Raw genomic sequence first — 22314 nt, forward strand, 5'->3', positions numbered from 1 at the left:
CGCGCGCCTTCCGGCGAAGTTTGCCGATGGTGCCCGGGAGCAGCGCGGTCCGATTCAATTTTCCCTTTTCAATCAGCGATATCGCCGTGCGTCTGACCTCGATCAAACTCGCTGGCTTCAAGTCTTTCGTCGACCCCACGCATTTCCAGGTTCCAGGCCAGCTCGTCGGCGTGGTGGGTCCGAATGGTTGCGGCAAATCCAACATCATCGATGCCGTGCGCTGGGTGCTCGGCGAATCGCGCGCTTCCGAGCTGCGCGGCGAATCGATGCAGGACGTCATCTTCAACGGCTCGACGGCGCGCAAGCCGGGCAGCCGCGCGAGCGTCGAACTGATCTTCGACAATGCCGACGGCCGTGCGGCCGGCCAGTGGGGCCAGTATGCCGAGATCGCCGTCAAGCGCGTGCTGACGCGCGACGGCACGTCGAGCTACTACATCAACAACCTGCCGGCCCGCCGGCGCGATATCCAGGACATCTTCCTCGGTACCGGCCTCGGTCCGCGCGCGTATGCGATCATCGGGCAGGGCATGATCGCGCGGATCATCGAGGCGAAGCCGGAAGAGCTGCGCGTGTTCCTCGAGGAAGCCGCGGGCGTGTCGAAGTACAAGGAGCGCCGCCGCGAGACGGAGAGCCGTCTGCACGACACGCGCGAGAACCTGACGCGCGTCGAGGACATCGTGCGCGAACTCGGCGCGAACCTCGAAAAGCTCGAGGCGCAGGCGGTGGTCGCGACGAAGTTCAAGGAACTGCAGGCCGACGGCGAAGAGAAGCAGCGTCTGCTGTGGCTGTTGCGCAAGAACGAGGCTGGCGGCGAGCAGGAACGCCAGCAGCGCGCGATCGAACAGGCCCAGATCGATCTGGAAGCGCACACCGCGAAGCTGCGTGAAGTCGAGGCACAGCTGGAAACGCTGCGGGTCGCGCACTATTCGGCGAGCGACGCGATGCAGGGCGCCCAGGGCGCGCTCTACGAAGCGAACGCCGAGGTGAGCCGCCTCGAAGCGGAAATCCGCTTCATCGTCGAGTCGCGCAACCGCGTGCAGGCGCAGATCGCCGCGCTGACCGCGCAGCGTGAGCAGTGGCAGTCGCAGGCGCAAAAGGCGCAGGGCGACCTCGAGGACGCGGAAGAACAACTGGCCGTCGCGGAAGAAAAGGCCGCCATGGTCGAAGACGAAGCGGCTGCGAAACACGACGCCATGCCGGCGCTCGAAGCCCGCTGGCGCGATGCGCAGACGCAGCTGAACGAAGAGCGCGGCGGCATCGCGCAGACCGAACAGGCGCTCAAGCTCGAAGCGGCGCATCAACGCAACGCCGACCAGCAGTTGCAGCAGTTGCAGCAGCGTCACGAGCGGCTGAAGCAGGAATCGGGCGGTCTCGACGCGCCGGACGAAGCGCAGCTCGAAGAGCAGCGCATGCAGCTCGCCGAGCACGAGGAAATCCTGAGCGAAGCCCAGGCGCGTCACGCCGATGCGCAGGAAACGCTGCCGCGTCTGGATGGCGAACGTCGCGTCGCGCAGGAACGCGTGCAGGCGGAGAGCGCGCAGATCCACCAGCTCGAAGCACGGCTTGCCGCGCTCAAGCAGTTGCAGGAAAACGTACAGACCGAAGGCAAGATCCAGCCGTGGCTCGACAGGCACGAACTGGGCGCGCTGCCGCGTCTGTGGAAGAAGCTGCACGTCGAGGCAGGCTGGGAAACCGCGCTCGAATCGGTGCTGCGCGAACGCCTTGCCGCACTCGAAGTCTCGAATCTCGACTGGGTCAAGGCATTCGCCACGGACGCGCCGCCCGCGAAGCTCGCGTTCTACGCACCGCCGGCCGCCGGACAGCCGGGCGACACGCCGCCGTCGACGCTGCGCCCGCTGCTCTCGCTCGTGCGCATCGACGACGCCGGGTTGCGCGCGGTCCTCACCGACTGGCTCGGCCAGGCGTTCGTCGCCGACGATCTCGCGCAGGCGCTCGCCATGCGTTCGCAACTGCCGGCTGGCGGTGCGTTTGTCGTGAAGGCCGGGCACGTCGTGACGCGTGTCGGCGTGCAGCTGTACGCGGCCGATTCCGAACAGGCCGGCATGCTGGCCCGTCAGCAGGAAATCGAGAACCTGACGCGCCAGGTGCGCGCCCAGGCGCTTCTCGCCGACGAGGCGAAGGCTGCCGCGATCCGCGCCGAAGCCGCGCACACGCAGGCATCGCAGACGCTCTCGGACGTGCGCTCGCAGGCCGAGCGCGCGACACAGCGCGTGCATGCGCTGCAGATGGACGTGCTCAAGCTCACGCAGGCGCACGAGCGCTACACGCAGCGCAGCACGCAGATCCGCGAGGAACTGGAAGAGATCACCGCGCAGATCGAGGAACAGCGCGCGTTGCGTGGCGAATCGGAAGCGAATTTCGAACGTCACGACGCGCAGCTCGCCGAACTGCAGGCACGATTCGAAGATAACCAGCTCGCGTTCGAGGCGCTCGATGAAGAACTGACCGCGGCACGTGCGCAGTCGCGCGATCTCGACCGCGCCGCCACCGACGCGCGCTTCGCCGCGCGCAACATGGCGAACCGGATCGACGAACTCAAGCGCAGCATCCAGGTGGCGCACGAACAGAGCGAACGCGTCGCCGCTTCGCTGGAAGACGCGCGTGCCGAACTCGAAACGATCAACGAGCAGACCGCGCACACCGGCCTGCAGGACGCGCTTGAATTGCGCGCGGCGAAAGAAGAGCTGCTGCACGCCGCCCGTCTCGAACTCGACGACCTGACCGCGAAGCTGCGTGCGGCCGACGAAACCCGTCTCACCGCCGAACGCGCGCTGCAACCGCTGCGCGACCGCATCACCGAACTGCAGTTGAAGGAACAGGCGGCGCGCCTGAACGGCGAACAGTTCGTCGAACAGCTCGCCGCCGCGGGCGTGGACGAGGCCGAGTTGCAGGCAAAGCTCACGCCGGACATGAAGCCGTCGTATCTGCAGGGCGAAGTCACGCGCCTGAACAACGCCATCGCGGCGCTTGGGCCGGTGAACATGGCGGCGCTCGACGAACTGAAGGCCGCCAGCGAGCGCAAGACGTTCCTCGACGCGCAGTCGGCGGACCTGAACAACGCCATCGAAACGCTCGAAGACGCGATCCGCAAGATCGACCAGGAAACCCGCACGTTGCTGCAGGGCACGTTCGACGAGGTCAACCGGCATTTCGGCGAACTGTTCCCGCGTCTTTTCGGCGGCGGTCAGGCAAAGCTCATCATGACCGGCGACGAAATTCTCGACGCCGGCGTGCAGGTGATGGCGCAACCGCCGGGCAAGAAGAATTCGACCATCCATCTGCTCTCGGGCGGTGAAAAGGCACTGACGGCGACGGCGCTCGTGTTCGCGATGTTCCAGCTGAACCCGGCTCCGTTCTGTCTGCTGGACGAAGTGGATGCGCCGCTCGACGATGCGAACACCGAACGTTTCGCGAACCTCGTGCGCGCGATGTCCACCAAGACGCAGTTCCTCTTTATCTCGCACAACAAGATTGCGATGGAAATGGCGCAGCAACTGATTGGCGTGACCATGCAGGAGCAGGGCGTGTCGCGGATCGTCGCGGTCGATATGGAAACGGCCGCGGGCTTCGCACAGAATATCGCTTGACCCGAAGAATGAATCGAGCAGACGGCGCGCGCCTGCATGCCACGCAGCGGCGCCTGGCCGCGCGAGGCAGGCGCGGCTGGCTGCATCGCAGACAAAAGAATTGCTGATGGAGCATGCATGGACGAGTTGACACTCGGTTTGATCGGCGCCGGCGCCGTGGTGGTCGGGGGAGTGGTGGTCTACAACGCGTGGCAGGGCGCGAAGGTGCGCCGCCGTATGCCGCGCCCCATGCCCACTGAAACCGCCGAGACGTCCGTACGCGACCACGAAGAAGAACAGAGCCCGTTCATCGAACCCGCGCGGCCGGCCACACGCCGCGAGCCCTCGCTCGGTGATCCGGCGGATGCCGCTTCGGCATCGCGCGTCGAGCCGAGTTTCGGCGGAGCGGGCGTCGCGCCACTCGACACGCCTGTCGACATCCAGGCCGAAACGACGACACCGAACGGTTTTCCCGAGCAGGATGAAACCCGTGCTTCCGCGACCCGGGGCGGCGCGGTTGACCAGGAACCGGTCGAGCCGATTCTGCCTGCGGCCACGACGATTTCCTCGGCGCCGCCGGCTATCGTGGATCGTCGCATCGACTGCATCGTGCCGATCCGGCCGGCCGGCCCCGTTGCCGGCGACAAGGTCATTCCGCTGGCCCAGCGCCTGCGGCGCGCGGGCAGCAAGCCGGTTCACATCGAAGGTAAGCCTGAAGGCGGCGGCGCGTGGGAGTTGCTGCAGAACGGTACACGTTACGAAGAACTGCGCGCGGCGGCGCAACTCGCGAATCGCAGCGGCCCGTTGAACGAACTGGAGTTTTCCGAGTTCGTGACGGGCGTGCAGCAGTTCGCGGACGCGATCGACGCCTCTCCCGAATTCCCCGACATGCTCGAAACGGTCGCGATGGCGCGTGAACTCGACGGTTTCGCCGCGCAATGCGACGCCCAGCTGTCGATCAACGTGATGTCCGACGGCGCACCGTGGTCCGCGAACTACGTGCAGGCCGTGGCTTCGCAGGACGGTCTGCTGCTCTCGCGCGACGGCACGCGTTTCGTCAAGCTCGATTCGAAGCAGAGTCCGGTGTTCATGCTCCAGTTCGGTGACACGAATTTCCTGCGCGACGACCTCACGTACAAGGGCGGCCAGATGATCACGCTGGTGCTCGACGTGCCGGTGGCCGACGAGGACATCCTGCCGTTCCGTCTGATGTGCGATTACGCGAAGTCGTTGTCCGAGCGCATTGGTGCGCGGGTCGTCGACGATCAACGCCGGCCGTTGCCGGAAAGCGCGCTCCTCGCCATCGAGAAGCAGTTGATGACGCTGTATGCGCGCCTCGAACAGGCCGGCATCCCGGCGGGTTCGCCGGCGACGCGCCGTCTCTTCAGCCAGTAAGCCTGTCACTTCCGCCTCGCCCGCGTTTCATCACCCTGCCGCGCAACACCCTCGACGGGTTGCGCGGCAGCGGCCCGACAGTCGATCCGTTTCAGTTCACCTCCTTCGGCCATTTCGCGCCTTCGATCCACGCCTTGATTGCTGCGACGACGGATGCGTCCTGGTCATTAAAGCCGTGATGCGCCATCGCCTTGCAGGGGTTGCCGCTCGCGTTGCCGCCGCTCACGGCGATGAAGTCGTGGCCGCTGGCAATGCGTTTTGCCGCGTCGAACGAGCAGAGAAAGCACGCGTCGTCGACGTGATGCACGAATAGCTGGCGTGCATGGATCGCGTTGTAGTCGAAACCGGCGAGCGGCAGCGCCTGACCGCGCGAAGGGCTGCTGAGCGTCGATGTATGGACGACCGCTTGCCATGTGCTGGCAAGGTCTCGCCCGGCGAATGCCGTCGAAATCGTACCCCGGCTCGTGCCGACGAGGACGAGGTTCGCAGCGGGAAAGCGACGCTTCAGGTCGGCGGCGATCTGCGCGATGTCCTGCGTGTGACGTGACGATGCGCGGAAACGGTCGGTATAGCCGTCGGGCAGATCGGAGGGCGAGTCCACGATTGCCGTCGCGAAGCGGTCATCGACGATCAAGCCACGTGCGCGAACCAGAAAGTTGTTCTTCTCGCGCATTGTGATCTCGCCGTCTGCCTTCTGTCTGAGGTTCAGCCTGCCGTCGCCGCCAGGTATCATGACGAGTACCCACGCGGGTTTGCTGTCCTCTTTCTGGGTGAGCAGATAGACGATCGATTGTCCGCCCGGAAGGGGTACGCTCACGACCTGCTCGCGAGCAAGGGCCGGTAACGTATGTACCGCCACGAGCATCGCACAGAGCATCCGCAACAGCCTCGCCATGTACGGCACGTGGCTGGCGCGCAAGTGAAAAAATGGCATGAATTCTCCTGCAACCGATGCGCCAGACGTGTGGCGCGAGATATTGCTGCAGCCGCCAGGTTCGCATCCGGTCGTGCCCCTGTCAACGTGCTGCGATGCACGTTAGCCAGCCGGCCAGGAAGAAGAGGGGGTGACTGCTGCAGATGCACAAAGCTGGCCGTTCGGACGATGCCACGACCGGCTCTTCCTGCGATAATCTGGCGTCTGAGATTCTTCTGAGAACCCGTCCATAGCATGGCCCGAACTTCCGTCCCTGATCCTGCAGTCACGTCGCCGGCCGAGCGGGCCGCATGGCTGCGCGCCGAACTTGAACGCGCGAACCATGCGTACTACGTGCTCGACCAGCCGGACCTGCCGGACGCCGAATACGACCGGCTTTTCAAGGCGTTGCAGCAGGTCGAGTCCGAACATCCGGACCTGGTCACGCCCGATTCGCCGACACAGCGTGTCGGTGGCGAGGTCGCACGTGGCTTTGAGCCGGTCGTGCATTCGATGCCGATGCTCTCGCTGAACAACGGTTTCGCTGACGAAGACATTGCCGCGTTCGACAAACGTGTGTCCGATACGCTGGGCGTGGCACCGGTCGACTACGCGTGCGAACTCAAGTTCGATGGGCTCGCCATTTCGCTGCGCTATGTCGACGGCCGCTTCGTGCAGGCGTCCACGCGCGGCGACGGCGAAACGGGCGAGGACGTGACCGAAAACATCCGGACGGTCCGCTCGATTCCACTCACGCTAAAGGGCAAGCGCGTACCCGGGGTGCTGGACGTTCGCGGCGAAGTGCTGATGTTTCGCCGCGACTTCGAACGCCTGAACTCACGGCAGCGCGAAGCGGAACAGCGCGAGTTCGCGAATCCGCGCAACGCCGCGGCCGGCAGCCTGCGCCAGCTCGATCCGAAAATCACCGCGCAACGTCCGCTGTCGTTCTTCGCATATGGCATCGGCGTGCTCGAGGGTGCGGAGATGCCGGTAACGCACAGCGCGCTGCTCGACTGGTATGGCGAACTGGGTCTGCCGGTGAACCCGGAGCGGGCCGTGGTGAAGGGCGTGGACGGGCTGCTGGCATTCTTCCATACTGTCGGCGAAAAGCGGGATGCCCTGCCGTACGACATCGATGGCGTCGTGTACAAGGTCAACAATCGCGACGAGCAGGACCGGCTCGGTTTCGTGTCGCGCGCGCCGCGCTTCGCGCTTGCGCACAAGTTCCCGGCGCAGGAAGCGCTTACGAAGCTTCTCGCGATCGATGTTCAGGTCGGGCGCACGGGCGCGATCACGCCGGTCGCCCGGCTGGAGCCCGTGTTCGTCGGCGGCGCGACCGTGACGAATGCGACGCTGCATAACGAAGACGAAGTGCGTCGCAAGGACATCCGGATCGGCGATACGGTCATCGTGCGCCGCGCGGGCGACGTCATTCCCGAAGTGGTGAGCGCGTTGCTCGACCGGCGTCCCGCCGACGCGCGCGAGTTCGTGATGCCGACGCAGTGTCCGGTCTGCGGCTCCGCGATCGAGCGTCTGCCGGACGAAGTGATCGCACGGTGTAGCGGTGGGCTTTTTTGTCCCGCGCAGCGCAAGCAGGCGCTGTGGCACTTCGCGCAACGCCGTGCGCTCGATATCGACGGCCTGGGGGAAAAGATCATCGATCAGCTGGTCGAACAGAATCTGGTTCGCACGCCTGCCGATCTGTTCAACCTCGGATTCTCGACGCTTGCCGCGCTAGACCGTTTCGCGGACAAGTCCGCACAAAACCTGCTGGATTCGCTGGAAAAAGCCAGGCACACCACGCTCGCCCGCTTCATCTATGCGCTGGGTATCCGGCACGTCGGCGAATCGACTGCAAAGGATCTGGCAAAGCATTTTGGCTCGCTTGATCCGATCATGAACGCGTCGGTCGACGAACTGCTTGAAGTCAACGACGTCGGGCCGGTTGTCGCCGAAGCGCTTCATCAGTTCTTCGCTGAAGAGCACAATCGCACGGTGATCGAGCAGTTACGGGCCCCGGGCCGCGTGACGTGGCCGGAAGGGCCACCCGCGCCGAAAGCGCCGCAGGGTGTGCTGGCGGGCAAGACCGTCGTACTCACAGGCACGCTGCCGACGCTGGCGCGTGACGACGCGAAGGAAATGCTGGAAGCGGCCGGCGCTAAAGTGGCCGGTTCAGTGTCGAAAAAAACTGACTACGTGGTCGCTGGCGCGGAAGCGGGCAGCAAGCTCGCGAAGGCCGAGGAACTCGGCATTCCCGTACTCGACGAAGAAGGTATGCGCAAGCTTCTGGAGGGGCACCCGACATGATTCGTGAAATCCTGAAGATGGGCGATCCGCGTCTTCTACGCATCGCCGCATCGGTCGATCGTTTCGATACGCCCGATCTGCATGATCTCGTGAAGGATATGTTCGACACGATGCACGACGCGAACGGCGCGGGGCTGGCCGCGCCGCAGATCGGCGTCGACCTGCAGGTCGTGATCTTCGGATTCGGGCATAACGAACGTTATCCGGATGCACCCTCCGTGCCGGAGACGGTGCTCATCAACCCGACCATCGCGCCGGTGTCGCAGGATATGGAGGAGGGCTGGGAAGGTTGTCTGTCAGTGCCGGGATTGCGCGGTGCCGTGAGCCGGTTTTCGATGATCCGGTATCAGGGTTTCGACCAGTTTGGCAAACCGATTGATCGTGTGGCGGAAGGGTTTCATGCCCGCGTGGTTCAACATGAGTGTGATCACCTGATCGGCAAGCTCTATCCGATGCGGATCAACGACTTCTCGAAGTTCGGCTTCACCGAAGTGCTGTTTCCTGGGCTCGATCCGGGCAGCGACGATTGAGCCGTTAAGCGTTAGCCGTTCGCCGTGTCATGCGCGACCGTTCGTGCGCCGCAATGGAAACGCCCGCGGATGCGGGCGTTTTTGCGTTCCGGTCCAGGCTGACACCGTTACGTCTTTTTGTGGCGCTCGTACCTCAGAACGATTCTTCGACGTCCAGATAACGCCATTGTCCCTGGGGCAACGCGCCGAGCTGAACGCGGCCCATTCGAACGCGCTTCAGTCCGACGACGTTCAGTCCGACCAGTTCGCACATGCGACGGATCTGGCGTTTCTTGCCTTCGCGCAACACAAAGCGCAGTTGCTCGCCGTTCTGCCAGCTCACCATGGCGGGTTTGAGCGGCACGTCGTCAAGTGACAGGCCGTGTCGCAATTTCGCGAGGCTCTCCGGCGGGAAACGCTGGTCGATGTCGGTTGTCTCGTCGCCGTAAGTCACGCGGACCAGGTATTCCTTGTCGATATCCGAGTTTTCGCCGATCAGTTGCCGCGCGACGCGACCATCCTGCGTCAGGACCAGCAGGCCGGTGGAATCGATGTCGAGACGCCCCGCCGGTGCCAGCGCACGCAGTTGCATACCCGAGAAGCGGATTCCCGAGCGGTCGCCTTCCCAGTGATTCTCGGGCGTGATGAGCGTGACGGCCGGCAGATAGCCGTCCTCGGCCTGGCCGGACACAAAGCCAACTGGCTTGTGCAGCAGGATCGTGACCTGTTTGGCCTGCTCGGCCCGGGCCGCCGGGTCGATTTCGATCTGTTGCTCCGGACGCACCTTCGTGCCGAGCGTGTCGATCCGCACGCCATCCACGATCACCCAGCCCTTTTCGATCCATTCGTCCGCTTCGCGCCGCGAACACAGGCCGAGTTCCGACATCCGTTTCGACAGCCGCAGCGAGCCAGGTTGATCGTTGTGGTGATGGTCGGACGTGGGCTCGCGAGCTTCGGCTGTACGTGCAGGTTTGGCCTCGCCGGTTGCCGGGCGCCGCGCGGGTTGTTCCTTACGCGCGGGGCGCCCGGTTTGGTCCGCATGGGTGCTCTTCACAGGTTTCGCAAACGTCCGCTCGCCGCGTTCGCCCGCGCTGCGATCCTTCGTGAATGCAGGACGCCCGGTGCTGCCGGTACGGGCAGGACGTTCGGCGTCACGTCGCGCGCCGGGCGCACTCCGGTCGGCCCCGAAGCGGGGACGGGCGGTGTTGGTGCGTTCGCGTGTATCGTCACGCTCCCGTCGCGGTGGGCGGTCGCCACGGGCGCCTGTGTCCGCGGGGCGTGCCGCTGCACCGTACGGCCGGCGTGCGCCTTCTTCGCGCGGCGCACGAGGTGCGCGCTCGCCGTCGAAACGACGCGGTGCGCGTTCGCCGCCGGTGCGTTCGCCTTTCGCACGGCGTGGTGGTCGATCGGTTCTGTCGCGTTCACCTTCGGCGCGACGCGGTTCGCGTTCACTGTCGAGACGTCGCGGTGCGCGCTCGCCGCCAGTACGTTCACCTTCCGCACGACGTGGCGGACGATCGCTGCGATCGCGTTCGCCTTCGAAACGCCTCGGCGCACGCTCACCTTCCGCGCGACGCGGCGGACGGTCGCTACGATCGCGGTTGCCTTCGAACGAACGAGCCGGACGGTCACCTTCAGCCCGACGCGGCGCCACGCTACCCGGACCATCGCGACGCGGCGGCCGGTCGCCACTAACGCGGCGCTCATTCCGCTCACCGCCGCCCGACCGTTCGCGCGTCGACGCGCCTTCCGGCCGTGCTGGCCGCGGTCCCGTCGACGGACGCCCGCCGGTGCCCGGCCCGCGTTTGCCGCCGGCAGGGCCCGCGCCGGCAAAAGAGCGCTTTGCCGCGCCCCCGGAAGACGCGCCGTCGCGGCGCGCGCCTGCCCCCGCGTCGTCGCTATTGCGTTTGTTGCCCGGCATCGACGTCGGCCTGGGTCCGGCCGGCCTGGGTTTACTACGCGCCGCGGTGCTTCCCGAACGAACGGGAGCCCGGTCGGCACTTGCCGGCCGCGGGTGCCTGGCTGTCAGTTTGACTCGCATGAAATCTCACACTGCGATCGCGCGCAGCAGTTCGGTCTCGACCTGAATTTGCAGGCGGTTGTCCGAGAGGCCGTGGCCGTCCAGCAGGAACACGTCCTCGACACGTTCGCCAAGGGTATTGATCCGCGCCGCATGGACGCCAACCCGATGTTCCGCCAGCACGCGCGCGATCGAATAAAGAAGGCCTGGCCGGTCGTTCGCCGACACGGACAGGATGTAGTACTGGCCGCGCTCGTCGGCCCGAAGATCGACACGCGGCGTAACAGGGAAAGTCCGCGACAGACGCGAAAGGCGTCCCTTCGACGGTTCTGGCAGCAACGGACCCTCGCCCGACAGACGGGCGCACAGTTGCTGCTCCACCAGATTGGCTATGTCCCGATAATGCACGTCTTCCTCGGTGTGCGCGACGAGGAAGTTGTCGAGTGCGTATCCGTGGCGCGTCGTGCTGACCCGCGAATCCAGCACCGACAGCGCATTGCGGTCGAAATACGCACAGATCGCTGCGAACAGGTCCGGGCGATCCTTCACGTACACGAGCACCTGAAGCGCTTCACCGATCGGCGAAGGCCGGGCCCGGACGATGGGCGTGGGCGTTTCGACGTGCCGGTACAGCACGCGCGTCTGCCACGCGATATCAGCCGCGTCGTGACGCAGGAAATAGCCCACATCGAGCTTGTCCCACAGCGCCCGCTGGGCGTTTTCCGGAACGGTTTCGAGACGCAGCAGCGCAAGCGCCTGCTCCTGCCGCGATTTCAGCTCGGAATTCGCATCGGGACGCGCTCCACCGAGCACGGCCAGCGTGGCCCGGTACAGGTCCTCGAGCAACTTGCCTTTCCAGGCGTTCCATACTTTGGGGCTCGTGCCACGAATGTCGGAAACGGTCAGCAGGTAAAGCGCGGTCAGCCACCGTTCGGAACCGACGAGCCCGGCGAACGCCTTGATTACTTCCGGGTCGCTCGTGTCCTGTTTCTGCGCGACCTGGCTCATGGTCAGATGCTGCTGGACCAGCCACACGACCAGCTTGCCGTCGTCACCCTCGATGCCGTGCTCGCGGCAGAAGCGGCGTGCGTCGGCCATGCCGAGCGTCGAATGGTCGCCGCCGCGCCCCTTCGCGATATCGTGGAACAGCGCGGCCACGTAAAGCACGTAGGGCCGCTCGAAGTTAGCGATCAGCTGGCTGCAGAACGGATACTCGTGCGCGTGTTCGGCGACGGAGAAACGGCGCAGGTTGCGCAGCACCATCAGGATATGCTGGTCGACCGTGTAGACGTGATACAGGTCGTGCTGCATCTGTCCGACGATGCGCCGGAAGTTCAGCAGATAGCGCCCCAGCACACTGGTCTGGTTCATCAGGCGCAATGCATGCGTCACGCCTTCCGGCTGCTTCAGGATATCGAGGAAGAGCCGCCGGTTTTCGGGATCCCGCCGCCAGTGCTGGTCCATCATCTCGCGCGCGTTGTAGAGCGCGCGCAGCGTGCGGGCGGACAGGCCCTTCACGCCAGGCGTTTTCTCGTACAACAGAAAAGCCTCGAGGATCGCGTTCGGCTCACGCTCGAAGACGTCGTCAGTCGCAATTTCCAGCATGCCCTGTTTCTCGACGAAACGATCGGACAAAACCCGGGTGACGTTGCTTGTTTTCGGAAAAAGCTGCGCCTCGATGTTCTGGATCAGAATCGTCGCAAGCTGCGTGACGGCCTTGGCCGCCCAGTAGTAGCGGCGCATCAACTGCTCGCTGGCGCGCTTCGTCGCTGTCGCCTTGTAACCGAAGCTCTCCGCGACCGGATTCTGCAGGTCGAACACCAGGATGTCCTGGCGACGCCCGGCAATGATGTGCAAACGGGCCCGCAGTGTTTTCAGGAAACCTTCGTTACGACGCAGCTCGCGTGCTTCGCGCCCGGTGATCAGGCCGCGCGCATCCAGCTCGCGCCAGCTGCTGCCAAATTGCGCCGCCTGCGTGACCCACAGGATCAGTTGCAGGTCGCGCAGGCCACCGGGGCTTTCCTTGATGTTCGGCTCGAGTGCGTACGGCGTGTCCTGGTACCGGGCGTGACGCTGACGCATCTCCAGCACCTTCGCCTGGAAAAACGCGAGCGGATCGAGGGCGGCGCGGTAGCGCTGCGAGAAGTCTTCGAAGAGCGCCGCGCTGCCCGTAATCCGGCGTGCTTCGAGCAGCGCGGTGCGGACCGTGATGTCGTTGGCCGCTTCGTCGAGGCATTGCGAAACCGTACGCACGCTGCTGCCGAGTTCGAGGCCCAGGTCCCACGCGAGTCCGATGAAGCGCTCGATGCGGGCTTCCAGATGCGCAATGGGTTCGTCCGGCAGGAGGACGAGAATGTCGATATCCGAATGAGGCGCCAGCTCGCCGCGACCGAAGCCACCCACGGCGACAAGCGCCAGCGACCCGGGCAGCTCGCAGGCATTCCAGGCGCCGACCAGCGCGCTGTCGGTGAGGCGCGCGAGCGCGCGCATCAGCGAATCGACGTTGGCCGCTGACCGGAAACGCTCCAGTAACAAAGCTTTGGCCACCTTGTAGTCCGCCCGTAGCGACGAAGCATGGGTTAGCACGACAGCGGGAACACTCATGGGCGACCGGAGCAGGAGATCGAAGGACCGCTCAGGCGGTGGCGGCGGCGAGAGCGGGGCGGGCAGGCGTGCCGGCGGAGACCGTCAGCACCTCATAGCCGGTTTCCGTGACGAGGATCGTGTGCTCCCATTGTGCCGACAGGCTGCGGTCTTTCGTTTTCACGGTCCACTGGTCAGGCATCGTGCGGATGTCGCGCCGACCGGCGTTGATCATCGGCTCGATCGTGAAAATCATGCCTTTTTGCAGTTCGATGCCGGTGCCGGGGCGTCCGTAATGCAGGATCTGCGGGTCGTCGTGGAAAACCTGGCCGATGCCGTGGCCGCAATATTCCCGCACGACGCTATAGCCCTGCGCCTCGGCGTGCCGCTGGATCGCATGGCCGATATCGCCGAGATGCGCGCCGGGCCGAACCTGCTCGATGCCGAGCCACATGCATTCGAACGTGGTCTGCACGAGGCGCTTCGCGAGAATCGACCCCTCGCCGACGATGAACATCCGGCTGGTGTCGCCGAAATAGCCGTTCTTGATGACGGTGATGTCGATATTGAGCGCGTCGCCGTTCTTGAGCGTTTTTTCGCCCGGGATGCCGTGACAGATCACGTCGTTGACGGAAATGCAGGTGGCTTTCGGGTAGGGCGGATAGCCGGGCGGCTGATAGTTGAGCGGCGCCGGAATCGTGCCCTGTGTGTTCAGCATGTATTCGTGGCACAGGCGGTCGAGCTCACCCGTTGTCACGCCTGCCTTGACGTACGGCGTGATGTAGTCGAGCACCTCGCTTGCGAGCTTGCCGGCGATGCGCATCTGCGCGATATCGTCTTCGTTTTTGAGCGTAATAGCCATGAGTCGGGCCTGAAATGCAATTTATTGCGGGATTATCGCACCATATGGGGCCTGCCGCAGCCTTTTGCGACGGCGCTCCGGCCGTCCGGCCAGGTTCTGGCGGGGGGTGTCGGCTGGTGTGGCAGCGGGGTCTCCGGCGCTGGAAGGTGCAACCGCTCGCGCGTTTCAGGGGCAACCGCGCGGGTTGAGTCGACCGATAGTCACGTGCTATAATCTTTGGCTAAGTCGTTCAGGGTTTTCCGTGTTGCTACTGGGCCCGGACGATGGATGTGGAAGAGAAGCAGGAGAGAAGTAAAGGCAGCAGACTCGCAAGCCGGCGCACCCAGGGTGTTCGCGGCGTCAGGTTCCCGCAGAGGCGGGCGCGGCGCGGCGGATACGGCGGCCGGCTTAAGACCCTAACCCTCGCGGAGATTTTCATGGCAGTTACCATGCGTCAAATGCTGGAAGCCGGTGTCCACTTTGGTCACCAGACGCGCTTCTGGAACCCGAAGATGGCCCCCTTCATTTTCGGCCATCGCAACAAGATTCACATCATCAACCTCGAAAAGACGCTGCCGATGTACAACGACGCACTGAAGTACGTGCGTCAGCTGGCGGCGAATCGCGGCACGATCCTGTTTGTCGGCACGAAGCGTCAATCGCGCGACACGATCGCGGAAGAGGCAAAGCGCGCTGGCATGCCTTACGTCAACGCCCGCTGGCTCGGCGGCATGCTGACCAACTTCAAGACGCTGAAGGTGTCGATCAAGCGCCTGAAGGACATGGAAGCAGCCGTTGAAGCGGGCGAAACCGAGCGCATGAGCAAGAAAGAAGCGCTCCTGTTCGAACGCGAAATCCAGAAGCTGCAAAAGTCGATTGGCGGCGTGAAGGACATGGGCGGCATTCCGGACGCGATTTTCGTCGTCGACGTCGGCTACCACAAGATTGCTGTCACCGAAGCGAACAAGCTTGGCGTGCCGGTCATCGCCGTGGTCGACACGAACCACTCGCCGGAAGGCATCGACTACGTGATTCCGGGTAACGACGACGCCAGCAAGGCTGTCGTCCTGTACACGGCAGGCGTGGCTGACGCGATCCTCGAAGGCCGTGCGAACGCGGTCAACGAAGTGGTGCAGGCCGCTCGCGGTGGCGAAGGCGACGAGTTCGTCGAGGTCAACGGGGAAGCGTAAAACTGCCCCGTGTCCGGCAAAAAAGGGGGCTTTCTACAGGCCCCCTTTTTTTAAGCCGCGACAGGGAATGCAGGTCGGGCAGAGGGCCCGGCACGCGGCGCGGCAAATTTTTCGCGCCGCAGCGGAAACGAATTCTTGCCGCCGGCATCGAAATGCGGGCGGCGTGTGAAAGACAGACTCAAGGAGCGAATGATGGCGGCAATTACCGCAAGCATGGTTGCAGAACTGCGCGCGAAGACCGATGCGCCGATGATGGAATGCAAGAAGGCGCTGACGGAAGCCGATGGCGACATGGCCCGTGCTGAAGAACTGCTGCGCGTGAAGCTCGGCAACAAGGCCAGCAAGGCAGCATCGCGCGTGACGGCTGAAGGCGTGATCGCTTCGTTCATCGGCGGCGGCGCAGGCGCGATCGTCGAACTGAACTGCGAAACCGACTTCGTTTCGAAGAACGACGACTTCCTCGCTTTCTCGAACACCGTTGCCCAGCTGGTCGCGACGCAAAACCCGGCTGACGTCGCCGCCCTGTCGGCGCTGCCGCTGGAAGGCTCGACGGTCGACGCGGTGCGCCTCGCGCTGGTCGGCAAGATCGGTGAAAACCTGTCGATCCGCCGTTTCGTGCGCTTCGAAACGGCTAACAAGCTGGCCGCATACCTGCACGGCACGCGCATCGGCGTGCTGGTCGAGTACACGGGCGCCGAGGAGCAGGTCGGCAAGGACGTCGCGATGCACATCGCCGCGATGAAGCCGGTCTCGCTGTCGTCGGACGAAGTGCCGGCCGACCTGATCGCCAAGGAACGCAGCATCGCCGAACAGAAGGCCGCCGAATCGGGCAAGCCGGCTGAAATCGTCGCGAAGATGGTCGATGGCAGCGTCCAGAAGTATCTGAAGGAGGTCTCGCTTCTGAACCAGCCGTTCGTCAAGAACGACAAGCAGACGATCGAACAGATGCTGAAGGCCGCGAACACGAGCGTGCAGAAGTTCGCGCTGTTCGTCGTCGGCGAAGGCATCGAGAAGAAGCAGGACGACTTCGCTGCCGAAGTGGCCGCGCAGGTCGCTGCTGCAAAGCAGCAATAAGCCGTATCGCAGTAACGTTTGACCCGCGGCGGGGCAAGACCCTGCCGCGGCCGGCAGCGCCACGCGGTCAGACGCGGGCTGTTTCGCGGGTTGATCCCCGCACGGCAGCCGCCCGGGCCGGGCCTTCGGGCCCGATATTCTGGCGGCGCTTGCCCGAATCAGCATTTCACCCCTACAGTTCCATGTTGTTGTCGTCCTCTTCAGCGCGATCCGGATATCTCTATGCCCACTGCCTATAAACGCGTCCTCCTCAAACTCTCCGGCGAAGCTCTCATGGGCGACGATGCGTTCGGCATCAACCGCCTGACGATCGAAAGAATGGTGGCGGACGTGGCCGAGGTCGTGCAACTCGGTACGCAGCTGGCGGTTGTGATTGGTGGCGGCAATATTTTCCGGGGCGTCGCGGGCGGCGCGGCCGGTATGGACCGTGCGACGGCCGATTACATGGGGATGCTCGCCACGATGATGAACGCGCTGGCGCTGCAGGACGCAATGCGTCACGCCGGTATCGAGGCGCGCGTGCAGTCCGCGCTGCGCATGGACCAGGTCGTCGAACCGTACATCCGCCCGCGCGCCATTCGGCAGCTGGAAGAGGGCAAGGTCGTGATTTTCGCGGCCGGCACAGGCAACCCGTTCTTCACGACGGACACAGCCGCTGCGCTGCGCGGCTCGGAAATCGGCGCGGAAGTCGTGCTGAAGGCGACGAAAGTCGACGGCGTCTATTCGGCCGATCCGAAAAAGGATGCGAGCGCGACCCGCTATACCACGATCAGTTTCGACGAGGCGATCGGCCGCAATCTGCAGGTCATGGACGCGACTGCGTTCGCGCTGTGCCGCGACCAGAAGCTGCCGATCCGTGTGTTTTCGATCGTCAAGCCGGGCGCGCTCAAGCGCATCGTACAAGGCGAGGACGAAGGCACACTTGTCCACGTGTAAACTCCCTTCCACGTAAAGTGGGCTTGAACGCGGGCCCTGGTCGCCGCTCATGCGTGCCGGCCGGCCTGCACTGATTTAAAGGTTCGGAGGTTTAATCATGTCTGTGGCTGACATCAAGAAGGGCGCTGACCAGAAAATGCAGCGTACGATCGAAGCGTTCAGGAACGATCTGTCGAAAGTCCGTACGGGCCGCGCCCATACGGGGCTGCTGGACCACATCCAGGTCGATTATTACGGCTCGCCGGTGCCGATCTCGCAGGTCGCGAACCTGACGCTGATCGACGCGCGTACGATCGGCGTGCAGCCGTGGGAAAAGAAGATGGTGCAGGTCGTCGAGAAGGCGATCCGCGAATCGGACCTGGGCCTGAACCCGGCCACGCAGGGCGACGTGATCCGCGTCCCGATGCCCGCGCTGACCGAGGAACGCCGTCGCGAGCTGACGAAGGTCGTCAAGAGCGAGGCGGAAACAGCCAAGATCGCGGTGCGCAACCTGCGCCGTGACGCGAACGAGCAGTTGAAGAAGCTCGTGAAAGACAAGGAAATCTCCGAAGACGACGAGCGTCGTGCCGGTGACGACGTCCAGAAGCTGACGGACCGGTTCGTCGCGGAAATCGACAAGCTCGTGACGACCAAGGAAGCCGAGATCATGACGGTCTGAAGCCGTCCGGCTCCAGTCTCCTCACGGTCTTACTTCATTTTTTGCAGTCTTTGTCCCGACGGCCATGACCTATACCAGCTCTACCGTTCGCGTGCCTGATGTCGCGACGGTGCCGCGACATATCGCGATCATCATGGACGGCAATGGCCGTTGGGCGACGCAGCGCCGGCTGCCGCGCGTGGCGGGCCACACCCGCGGCGTCGACGCGGTGCGGGCCACCGTCGAGGCGTGTGCCCGCCGCGGCGTCGAATATCTGACGCTGTTCGCGTTCAGCTCCGAAAACTGGCGTCGTCCGAACGACGAAGTGTCGTTCCTGATGCGCCTCTTCGTGACCGCGCTGGAGCGTGAAATCGGCAAACTGCACGCGAATGGCATCCGTCTGCGCGTGGTCGGCGACCTCACGATGTTCGATACGCGCATTCAGGACCTGATCCGTCGCGCGGAGACGAAAACCGCCCGCAATACCCGCCTGACGCTGACCATCGCCGCCAATTACGGCGGGCGTTGGGACATCATGCAGGCCACCCGCAAGCTCGTCGAACAGTCGGTCGCGGCGGGTCGCGCTGTTGACGTGACCGAAGAAGCGTTCGCCGAACATCTGGCGATGGCCTACGCGCCGGAACCGGATCTCTTCATCCGTACCGGCGGCGAGCAGCGCATCAGCAACTTCCTGCTGTGGCAGCTCGCGTACACCGAGTTCTATTTCACCGATACTTTCTGGCCGGATTTCGATGCCGACGCGCTCGGTCACGCCATCGAATCCTATACGGAGCGCGAACGCCGCTTCGGCCGCACGAGCGCGCAGCTCGAACCGCAATCGCAGAACGTCGATTCGCTTCCATGCTAAAAACCCGTGTCATCACGGCGATCGTCCTGCTGGCTGTCTTTCTGCCGGTCACCTTCCTTGCTCCGGTGGGCGCGTTTGGCGCGCTGATCGCGTTCGTCGTCGTCTTCGCCGCCTGGGAATGGGCGCGCCTCCTGAAGCTGGGCGGCGCCAGTCCGGTCGTTTATGCGCTGGTGGCCGCCGTGGCGCTCGTCGCGAGCACGAAGCTCGGCACGGGTGTCGAGCAGCCCCGGCCGCTGTTTCAGGCGGCTTCGGTTTTCTGGGTGCTCGTCGGGCCGTTCGTCCTGCTGCGCAAGCCGGCGCTCGCGCAGGGCGCCTGGCGCGGTTTCCTGCTGGTCGCGGGCCTGCTGGTATTCGTCGCCTGCTGGCATGCGCTGGTCGCGGCCCGCATGGCCGGCGTGCCGTTCGTGCTTTCCCTGCTGCTAGTGGTGTGGCTGGCCGATATCGGCGCATACTTCTCCGGTAAGGCATTCGGCAGGCATAAACTCGCACCTGCCATCAGCCCGGGAAAGACCTGGGAAGGCGCGCTGGGCGGCTGGGTTGCCGTGCTGGTCGTGGCCATCGCGGCCGTCGCCGTCCATGCGTTCGAGCCGACCCTGTATTCGGCGCTGCTGGAGCGCCACGGCGCCCTGCGGGCGCTCATTACGCTGACCGTGCTGGTGATATTCAGCGTCGTCGGCGACCTGTTCGAGTCGATGCTGAAGCGCCAGGCTGGCGTGAAGGATTCCAGTGGCCTGCTGCCGGGACACGGCGGCGTCCTCGACCGCATCGACGCATTATTGCCGGTGCTGCCGCTTGCGATGCTGCTGCTCGGCTAGAGAAAGAGACATGCAAAAACGATTAACTCTGCTCGGTTCCACGGGCTCGATTGGAGACAGCACGCTTGACGTCGTTGCGCGTCATCCCGGGCGTTTCTCGGTCTACGCGCTGAGCGCGCACCGCAACGGCGACAAGCTCGTCGAGCAGTGCCTGCGTTTTTCGCCCGAAGTGGCCGTCGTCGGCGATGCGGCCACGGCCGCACACGTCGCGACGAAGCTGCGCGAGGCCGGCTGCAAGACCGAAGTCACGTACGGCCCGCAGGCGCTCGTCGACGTATCGAAGAGCGATGGCTGCGATACGGTGATCGCGGCGATCGTCGGCGCGGCGGGTCTCGCGCCGAGTCTGGCGGCGGCGCGCGCCGGCAAGCGAATCCTGCTTGCCAACAAGGAAGCGCTGGTGATGTCGGGCGCGATCTTCATGGACGCGGTGCGCGACAACGGCGCGATCCTGCTGCCGGTCGACAGCGAACACAACGCGGTTTTCCAGTGCCTGCCGCGTGAGGCGGCGCTGCACGGCGGCGTGTCGAAGATCATCCTGACCGCGTCGGGCGGCCCGTTCCGCACGCGCGAACCGTCGACGCTCGTCGGCGTCACGCCGGACGAAGCCTGCGCGCATCCGAACTGGGTCATGGGCCGGAAGATTTCGGTCGACTCGGCGACGATGATGAACAAGGGCCTCGAAGTCATCGAGGCGCACTGGCTCTTCAATCTGCCAGGCGAACATATCGAGGTGCTGATTCACCCGCAAAGCGTGATCCATTCGATGGTGTCGTACGCGGACGGCTCGGTGCTCGCCCAGCTCGGCAATCCCGACATGCGCACGCCGATCGCGCATGCGCTGGCGTTCCCGGATCGGGTCGATTCCGGCGTCGCGCAACTCGATCTCGTGCAGGTCGCGTCGCTGTCGTTCGAGCGGCCGGATTACGCGCGCTTCCCGTGCCTCGCGCTTGCCATGAAGGCGCTGGCCGAAGGCGGTATCGCGAGTGCGGCGCTGAACGCGGCGAACGAGATCGCGGTCGACGCGTTCCTGTCGCGCCGGATCGGCTTCATGGCCATCGCGCAGGTGGTCGACGCCGTGCTGAACGGCTTGTCGAACCGCAGCGCCGCCGCCCTCGAAGACGTGATCGAAGCCGACGCCGCCGCGCGCCGTGCCGCCACGGCCTTTATCGACCGGCTGCCCGCGGGCGTCCACCCGGAACGCGTCGTCCAGTGAGGCGTTCATGAATCTGCTGATCGAACTGGTCGCTTTCGCCGTTGCGATCGGCGTGCTCGTTGTCGTGCATGAATACGGCCACTACAGCGTCGCGCGTCTGTGCGGCGTGAAGGTGCTGCGATTCTCGATCGGCTTTGGCAAACCGCTCGTTCAGTGGGTCAGCAAAAAGACGGGCACCGAGTGGACGATCGCCGCGCTGCCGCTGGGCGGCTACGTGAAGATGCTCGACGAGCGTGAAGAAGGCGCCACGATCCCGGCTGAAGACCTGCCGCAAGCGTTCAACCGGCAATCCGTCGCGAAGCGGTTTGCGATTGTCGTGGCCGGTCCCGTCGCGAATTTCCTGCTGGCGATCGTGCTCTTCGCGGTGGTGTTCGCGAGCGGCGTGACCGAGCCCGCCGCGGTCGTCGCGGCGCCGGCGGCGAATACGCTGGCCGCGCGCGCGGGTTTCGATGGCGGCGAAACAGTCGTATCGATTCGCGACGAAAACGGCAGCGAGACCGATCCGGTTCGCTCGTGGTCGGATTTGCGCTGGAAGCTGCTGGGCGCCGCGTTCGACCACCGACGTGTCGTGCTGGGCGCGAAGGATGGGCGCGGCACGTTCGATTTCGCGCTGGATCTACGGGACTTTGCCGATAGCGACGTCGACGACGATTTCATGACCCGTCTCGGCTTCGAGCCGGGCGGTGGCACGCTGACGGTGGCGAGTGTCGAACCGGGCAGCGCGGCGCAGAAAGCCGGTCTGGTGGCAGGCGACACGGTTCTCGCAGCCGACGGCAAGCGGGTTGCCAGCGCGACCGCTTTCATCGCTTACGTCAAGGCCCATGCGGGCAAGTCGATCACGCTGCAGATCGGGCACGGCACGCAGGGCAACCCGACGGGCGCGCGGCGCGACCTGAGCGTCGTGCCGGTGCTGACGCGCGACGACGCCACCGGCCAGAACATTGGCCGCATCGGCGCGGCGCTCGCCACGCAGGTGCCGTCCGTCGACGTGCGCTATGGGCCGCTCGAGAGCGTCAAACTGGGCGCGCACCGCACCTGGGACATCTCGGTGTACTCGCTTCGCATGTTCGGAAGGATGATCACCGGCGAGGCGTCGCTGAAGAACCTGTCCGGTCCCGTGACGATCGCCGACTACGCGGGAAAGAGCGCGCGCCTTGGTCCAACTGCGTTTTTGTCGTTCCTCGCGCTCGTCAGCATCAGTCTCGGCGTGTTAAACCTCTTGCCAATTCCGGTATTGGACGGGGGTCATCTGTTATATTATTTGGTTGAAGCTGTAACCGGCAAAGCGGTATCCGATCGCTGGCAGCTTGTTCTGCAGAGAGCGGGGCTGGTTTGCATCGTCGCACTGTCGGCGATCGCGCTCTTCAACGATCTTGCTCGTTTAATCCATTTTTAAAGTGTCTGGTGGCGTTCACGATGGCGACCG

The 22314-nt window shown here is 64.6% G+C and carries 17 protein-coding genes; 12 read left to right on the plus strand and 5 right to left on the minus strand.

Annotated elements, in window-relative coordinates:
• Positions 1-86 precede the first annotated feature (86 nt).
• Entirely contained in the window at positions 87-3608 is a 3522-nt protein-coding gene (gene smc, locus BLV45_RS06735) for a chromosome segregation protein SMC (RefSeq protein WP_090531240.1), read from the plus strand.
• Between the two features lie 117 nt (positions 3609-3725).
• On the plus strand, positions 3726-4982 hold the full coding sequence (locus BLV45_RS06740; RefSeq protein WP_090530643.1) for a cell division protein ZipA C-terminal FtsZ-binding domain-containing protein: 1257 nt from the start codon (positions 3726-3728) through the stop codon (positions 4980-4982).
• A 91-nt stretch (positions 4983-5073) separates the two neighbouring features.
• On the opposite strand, the gene BLV45_RS06745 is transcribed toward BLV45_RS06740, so the two are convergent.
• Positions 5074-5916, minus strand: a complete 843-nt coding sequence (locus tag BLV45_RS06745; protein ID WP_245753128.1) for a hypothetical protein — start codon at positions 5914-5916, stop codon at positions 5074-5076.
• Positions 5917-6150: 234 nt separating this feature from the next.
• Between BLV45_RS06745 and ligA the strand changes: the two genes are divergently transcribed.
• Positions 6151-8202 carry an NAD-dependent DNA ligase LigA gene (gene ligA, locus BLV45_RS06750; RefSeq protein WP_090530648.1) on the plus strand — a complete coding sequence of 684 codons (2052 nt, stop codon included), beginning with the start codon at positions 6151-6153 and terminating at the stop codon, positions 8200-8202.
• A complete protein-coding gene (gene def / locus BLV45_RS06755) occupies positions 8199-8732 on the plus strand; it encodes a peptide deformylase (RefSeq protein ID WP_090530651.1) in 534 nt (177 codons plus the stop codon). Before ligA ends, def begins: the two co-directional genes overlap by 4 nt.
• Before the next feature lie 133 nt (positions 8733-8865).
• On the opposite strand, the gene BLV45_RS28135 is transcribed toward def, so the two are convergent.
• The 4 genes from BLV45_RS28135 to map all read right to left on the minus strand — a co-directional run bounded on the left by BLV45_RS28135 (position 8866) and on the right by map (position 14176).
• A complete protein-coding gene (locus tag BLV45_RS28135) occupies positions 8866-9765 on the minus strand; it encodes a pseudouridine synthase (RefSeq protein WP_322788601.1) in 900 nt (299 codons plus the stop codon).
• Positions 9762-10403, minus strand: a complete 642-nt coding sequence (locus BLV45_RS28140; RefSeq protein WP_322788602.1) for a hypothetical protein — start codon at positions 10401-10403, stop codon at positions 9762-9764. The genes BLV45_RS28135 and BLV45_RS28140 overlap by 4 nt, the downstream gene beginning before the upstream one ends.
• Before the next feature lie 355 nt (positions 10404-10758).
• On the minus strand, positions 10759-13335 hold the full coding sequence (locus BLV45_RS06765; protein WP_090530657.1) for a [protein-PII] uridylyltransferase: 2577 nt from the start codon (positions 13333-13335) through the stop codon (positions 10759-10761).
• Positions 13336-13366: 31 nt separating this feature from the next.
• Positions 13367-14176 carry a type I methionyl aminopeptidase gene (gene map / locus BLV45_RS06770; protein WP_090530660.1) on the minus strand — a complete coding sequence of 270 codons (810 nt, stop codon included), beginning with the start codon at positions 14174-14176 and terminating at the stop codon, positions 13367-13369.
• 416 nt (positions 14177-14592) lie between these two features.
• Here map and rpsB point away from each other — a divergent pair, with 416 nt between their 5' ends.
• From rpsB to rseP, 8 genes are all read left to right on the plus strand, one after another.
• Positions 14593-15345, plus strand: coding sequence for a 30S ribosomal protein S2 (gene rpsB / locus BLV45_RS06775; RefSeq protein WP_090530663.1), 753 nt, complete (start codon positions 14593-14595; stop codon positions 15343-15345).
• Positions 15346-15537: 192 nt separating this feature from the next.
• On the plus strand, positions 15538-16419 hold the full coding sequence (gene tsf, locus BLV45_RS06780) for a translation elongation factor Ts (protein WP_090530666.1): 882 nt from the start codon (positions 15538-15540) through the stop codon (positions 16417-16419).
• A 222-nt stretch (positions 16420-16641) separates the two neighbouring features.
• Entirely contained in the window at positions 16642-17355 is a 714-nt protein-coding gene (gene pyrH, locus BLV45_RS06785; protein WP_090530669.1) for a UMP kinase, read from the plus strand.
• 97 nt (positions 17356-17452) lie between these two features.
• On the plus strand, positions 17453-18013 hold the full coding sequence (gene frr, locus BLV45_RS06790) for a ribosome recycling factor (RefSeq protein WP_090530672.1): 561 nt from the start codon (positions 17453-17455) through the stop codon (positions 18011-18013).
• A 64-nt stretch (positions 18014-18077) separates the two neighbouring features.
• A complete protein-coding gene (gene uppS, locus BLV45_RS06795; protein WP_090530675.1) occupies positions 18078-18860 on the plus strand; it encodes a polyprenyl diphosphate synthase in 783 nt (260 codons plus the stop codon).
• Positions 18854-19675, plus strand: coding sequence for a phosphatidate cytidylyltransferase (locus tag BLV45_RS06800; protein ID WP_090530679.1), 822 nt, complete (start codon positions 18854-18856; stop codon positions 19673-19675). The genes uppS and BLV45_RS06800 overlap by 7 nt, the downstream gene beginning before the upstream one ends.
• A 10-nt stretch (positions 19676-19685) precedes the next feature.
• A complete protein-coding gene (locus BLV45_RS06805; protein WP_090530681.1) occupies positions 19686-20888 on the plus strand; it encodes a 1-deoxy-D-xylulose-5-phosphate reductoisomerase in 1203 nt (400 codons plus the stop codon).
• Between the two features lie 7 nt (positions 20889-20895).
• Positions 20896-22284 carry an RIP metalloprotease RseP gene (gene rseP / locus BLV45_RS06810; RefSeq protein ID WP_090530684.1) on the plus strand — a complete coding sequence of 463 codons (1389 nt, stop codon included), beginning with the start codon at positions 20896-20898 and terminating at the stop codon, positions 22282-22284.
• Positions 22285-22314: the final 30 nt, after the last annotated feature.

This window comes from Paraburkholderia sartisoli (assembly GCF_900107685.1).
In the GTDB taxonomy this organism is placed as follows: Bacteria; Pseudomonadota; Gammaproteobacteria; order Burkholderiales; family Burkholderiaceae; genus Paraburkholderia; species Paraburkholderia sartisoli.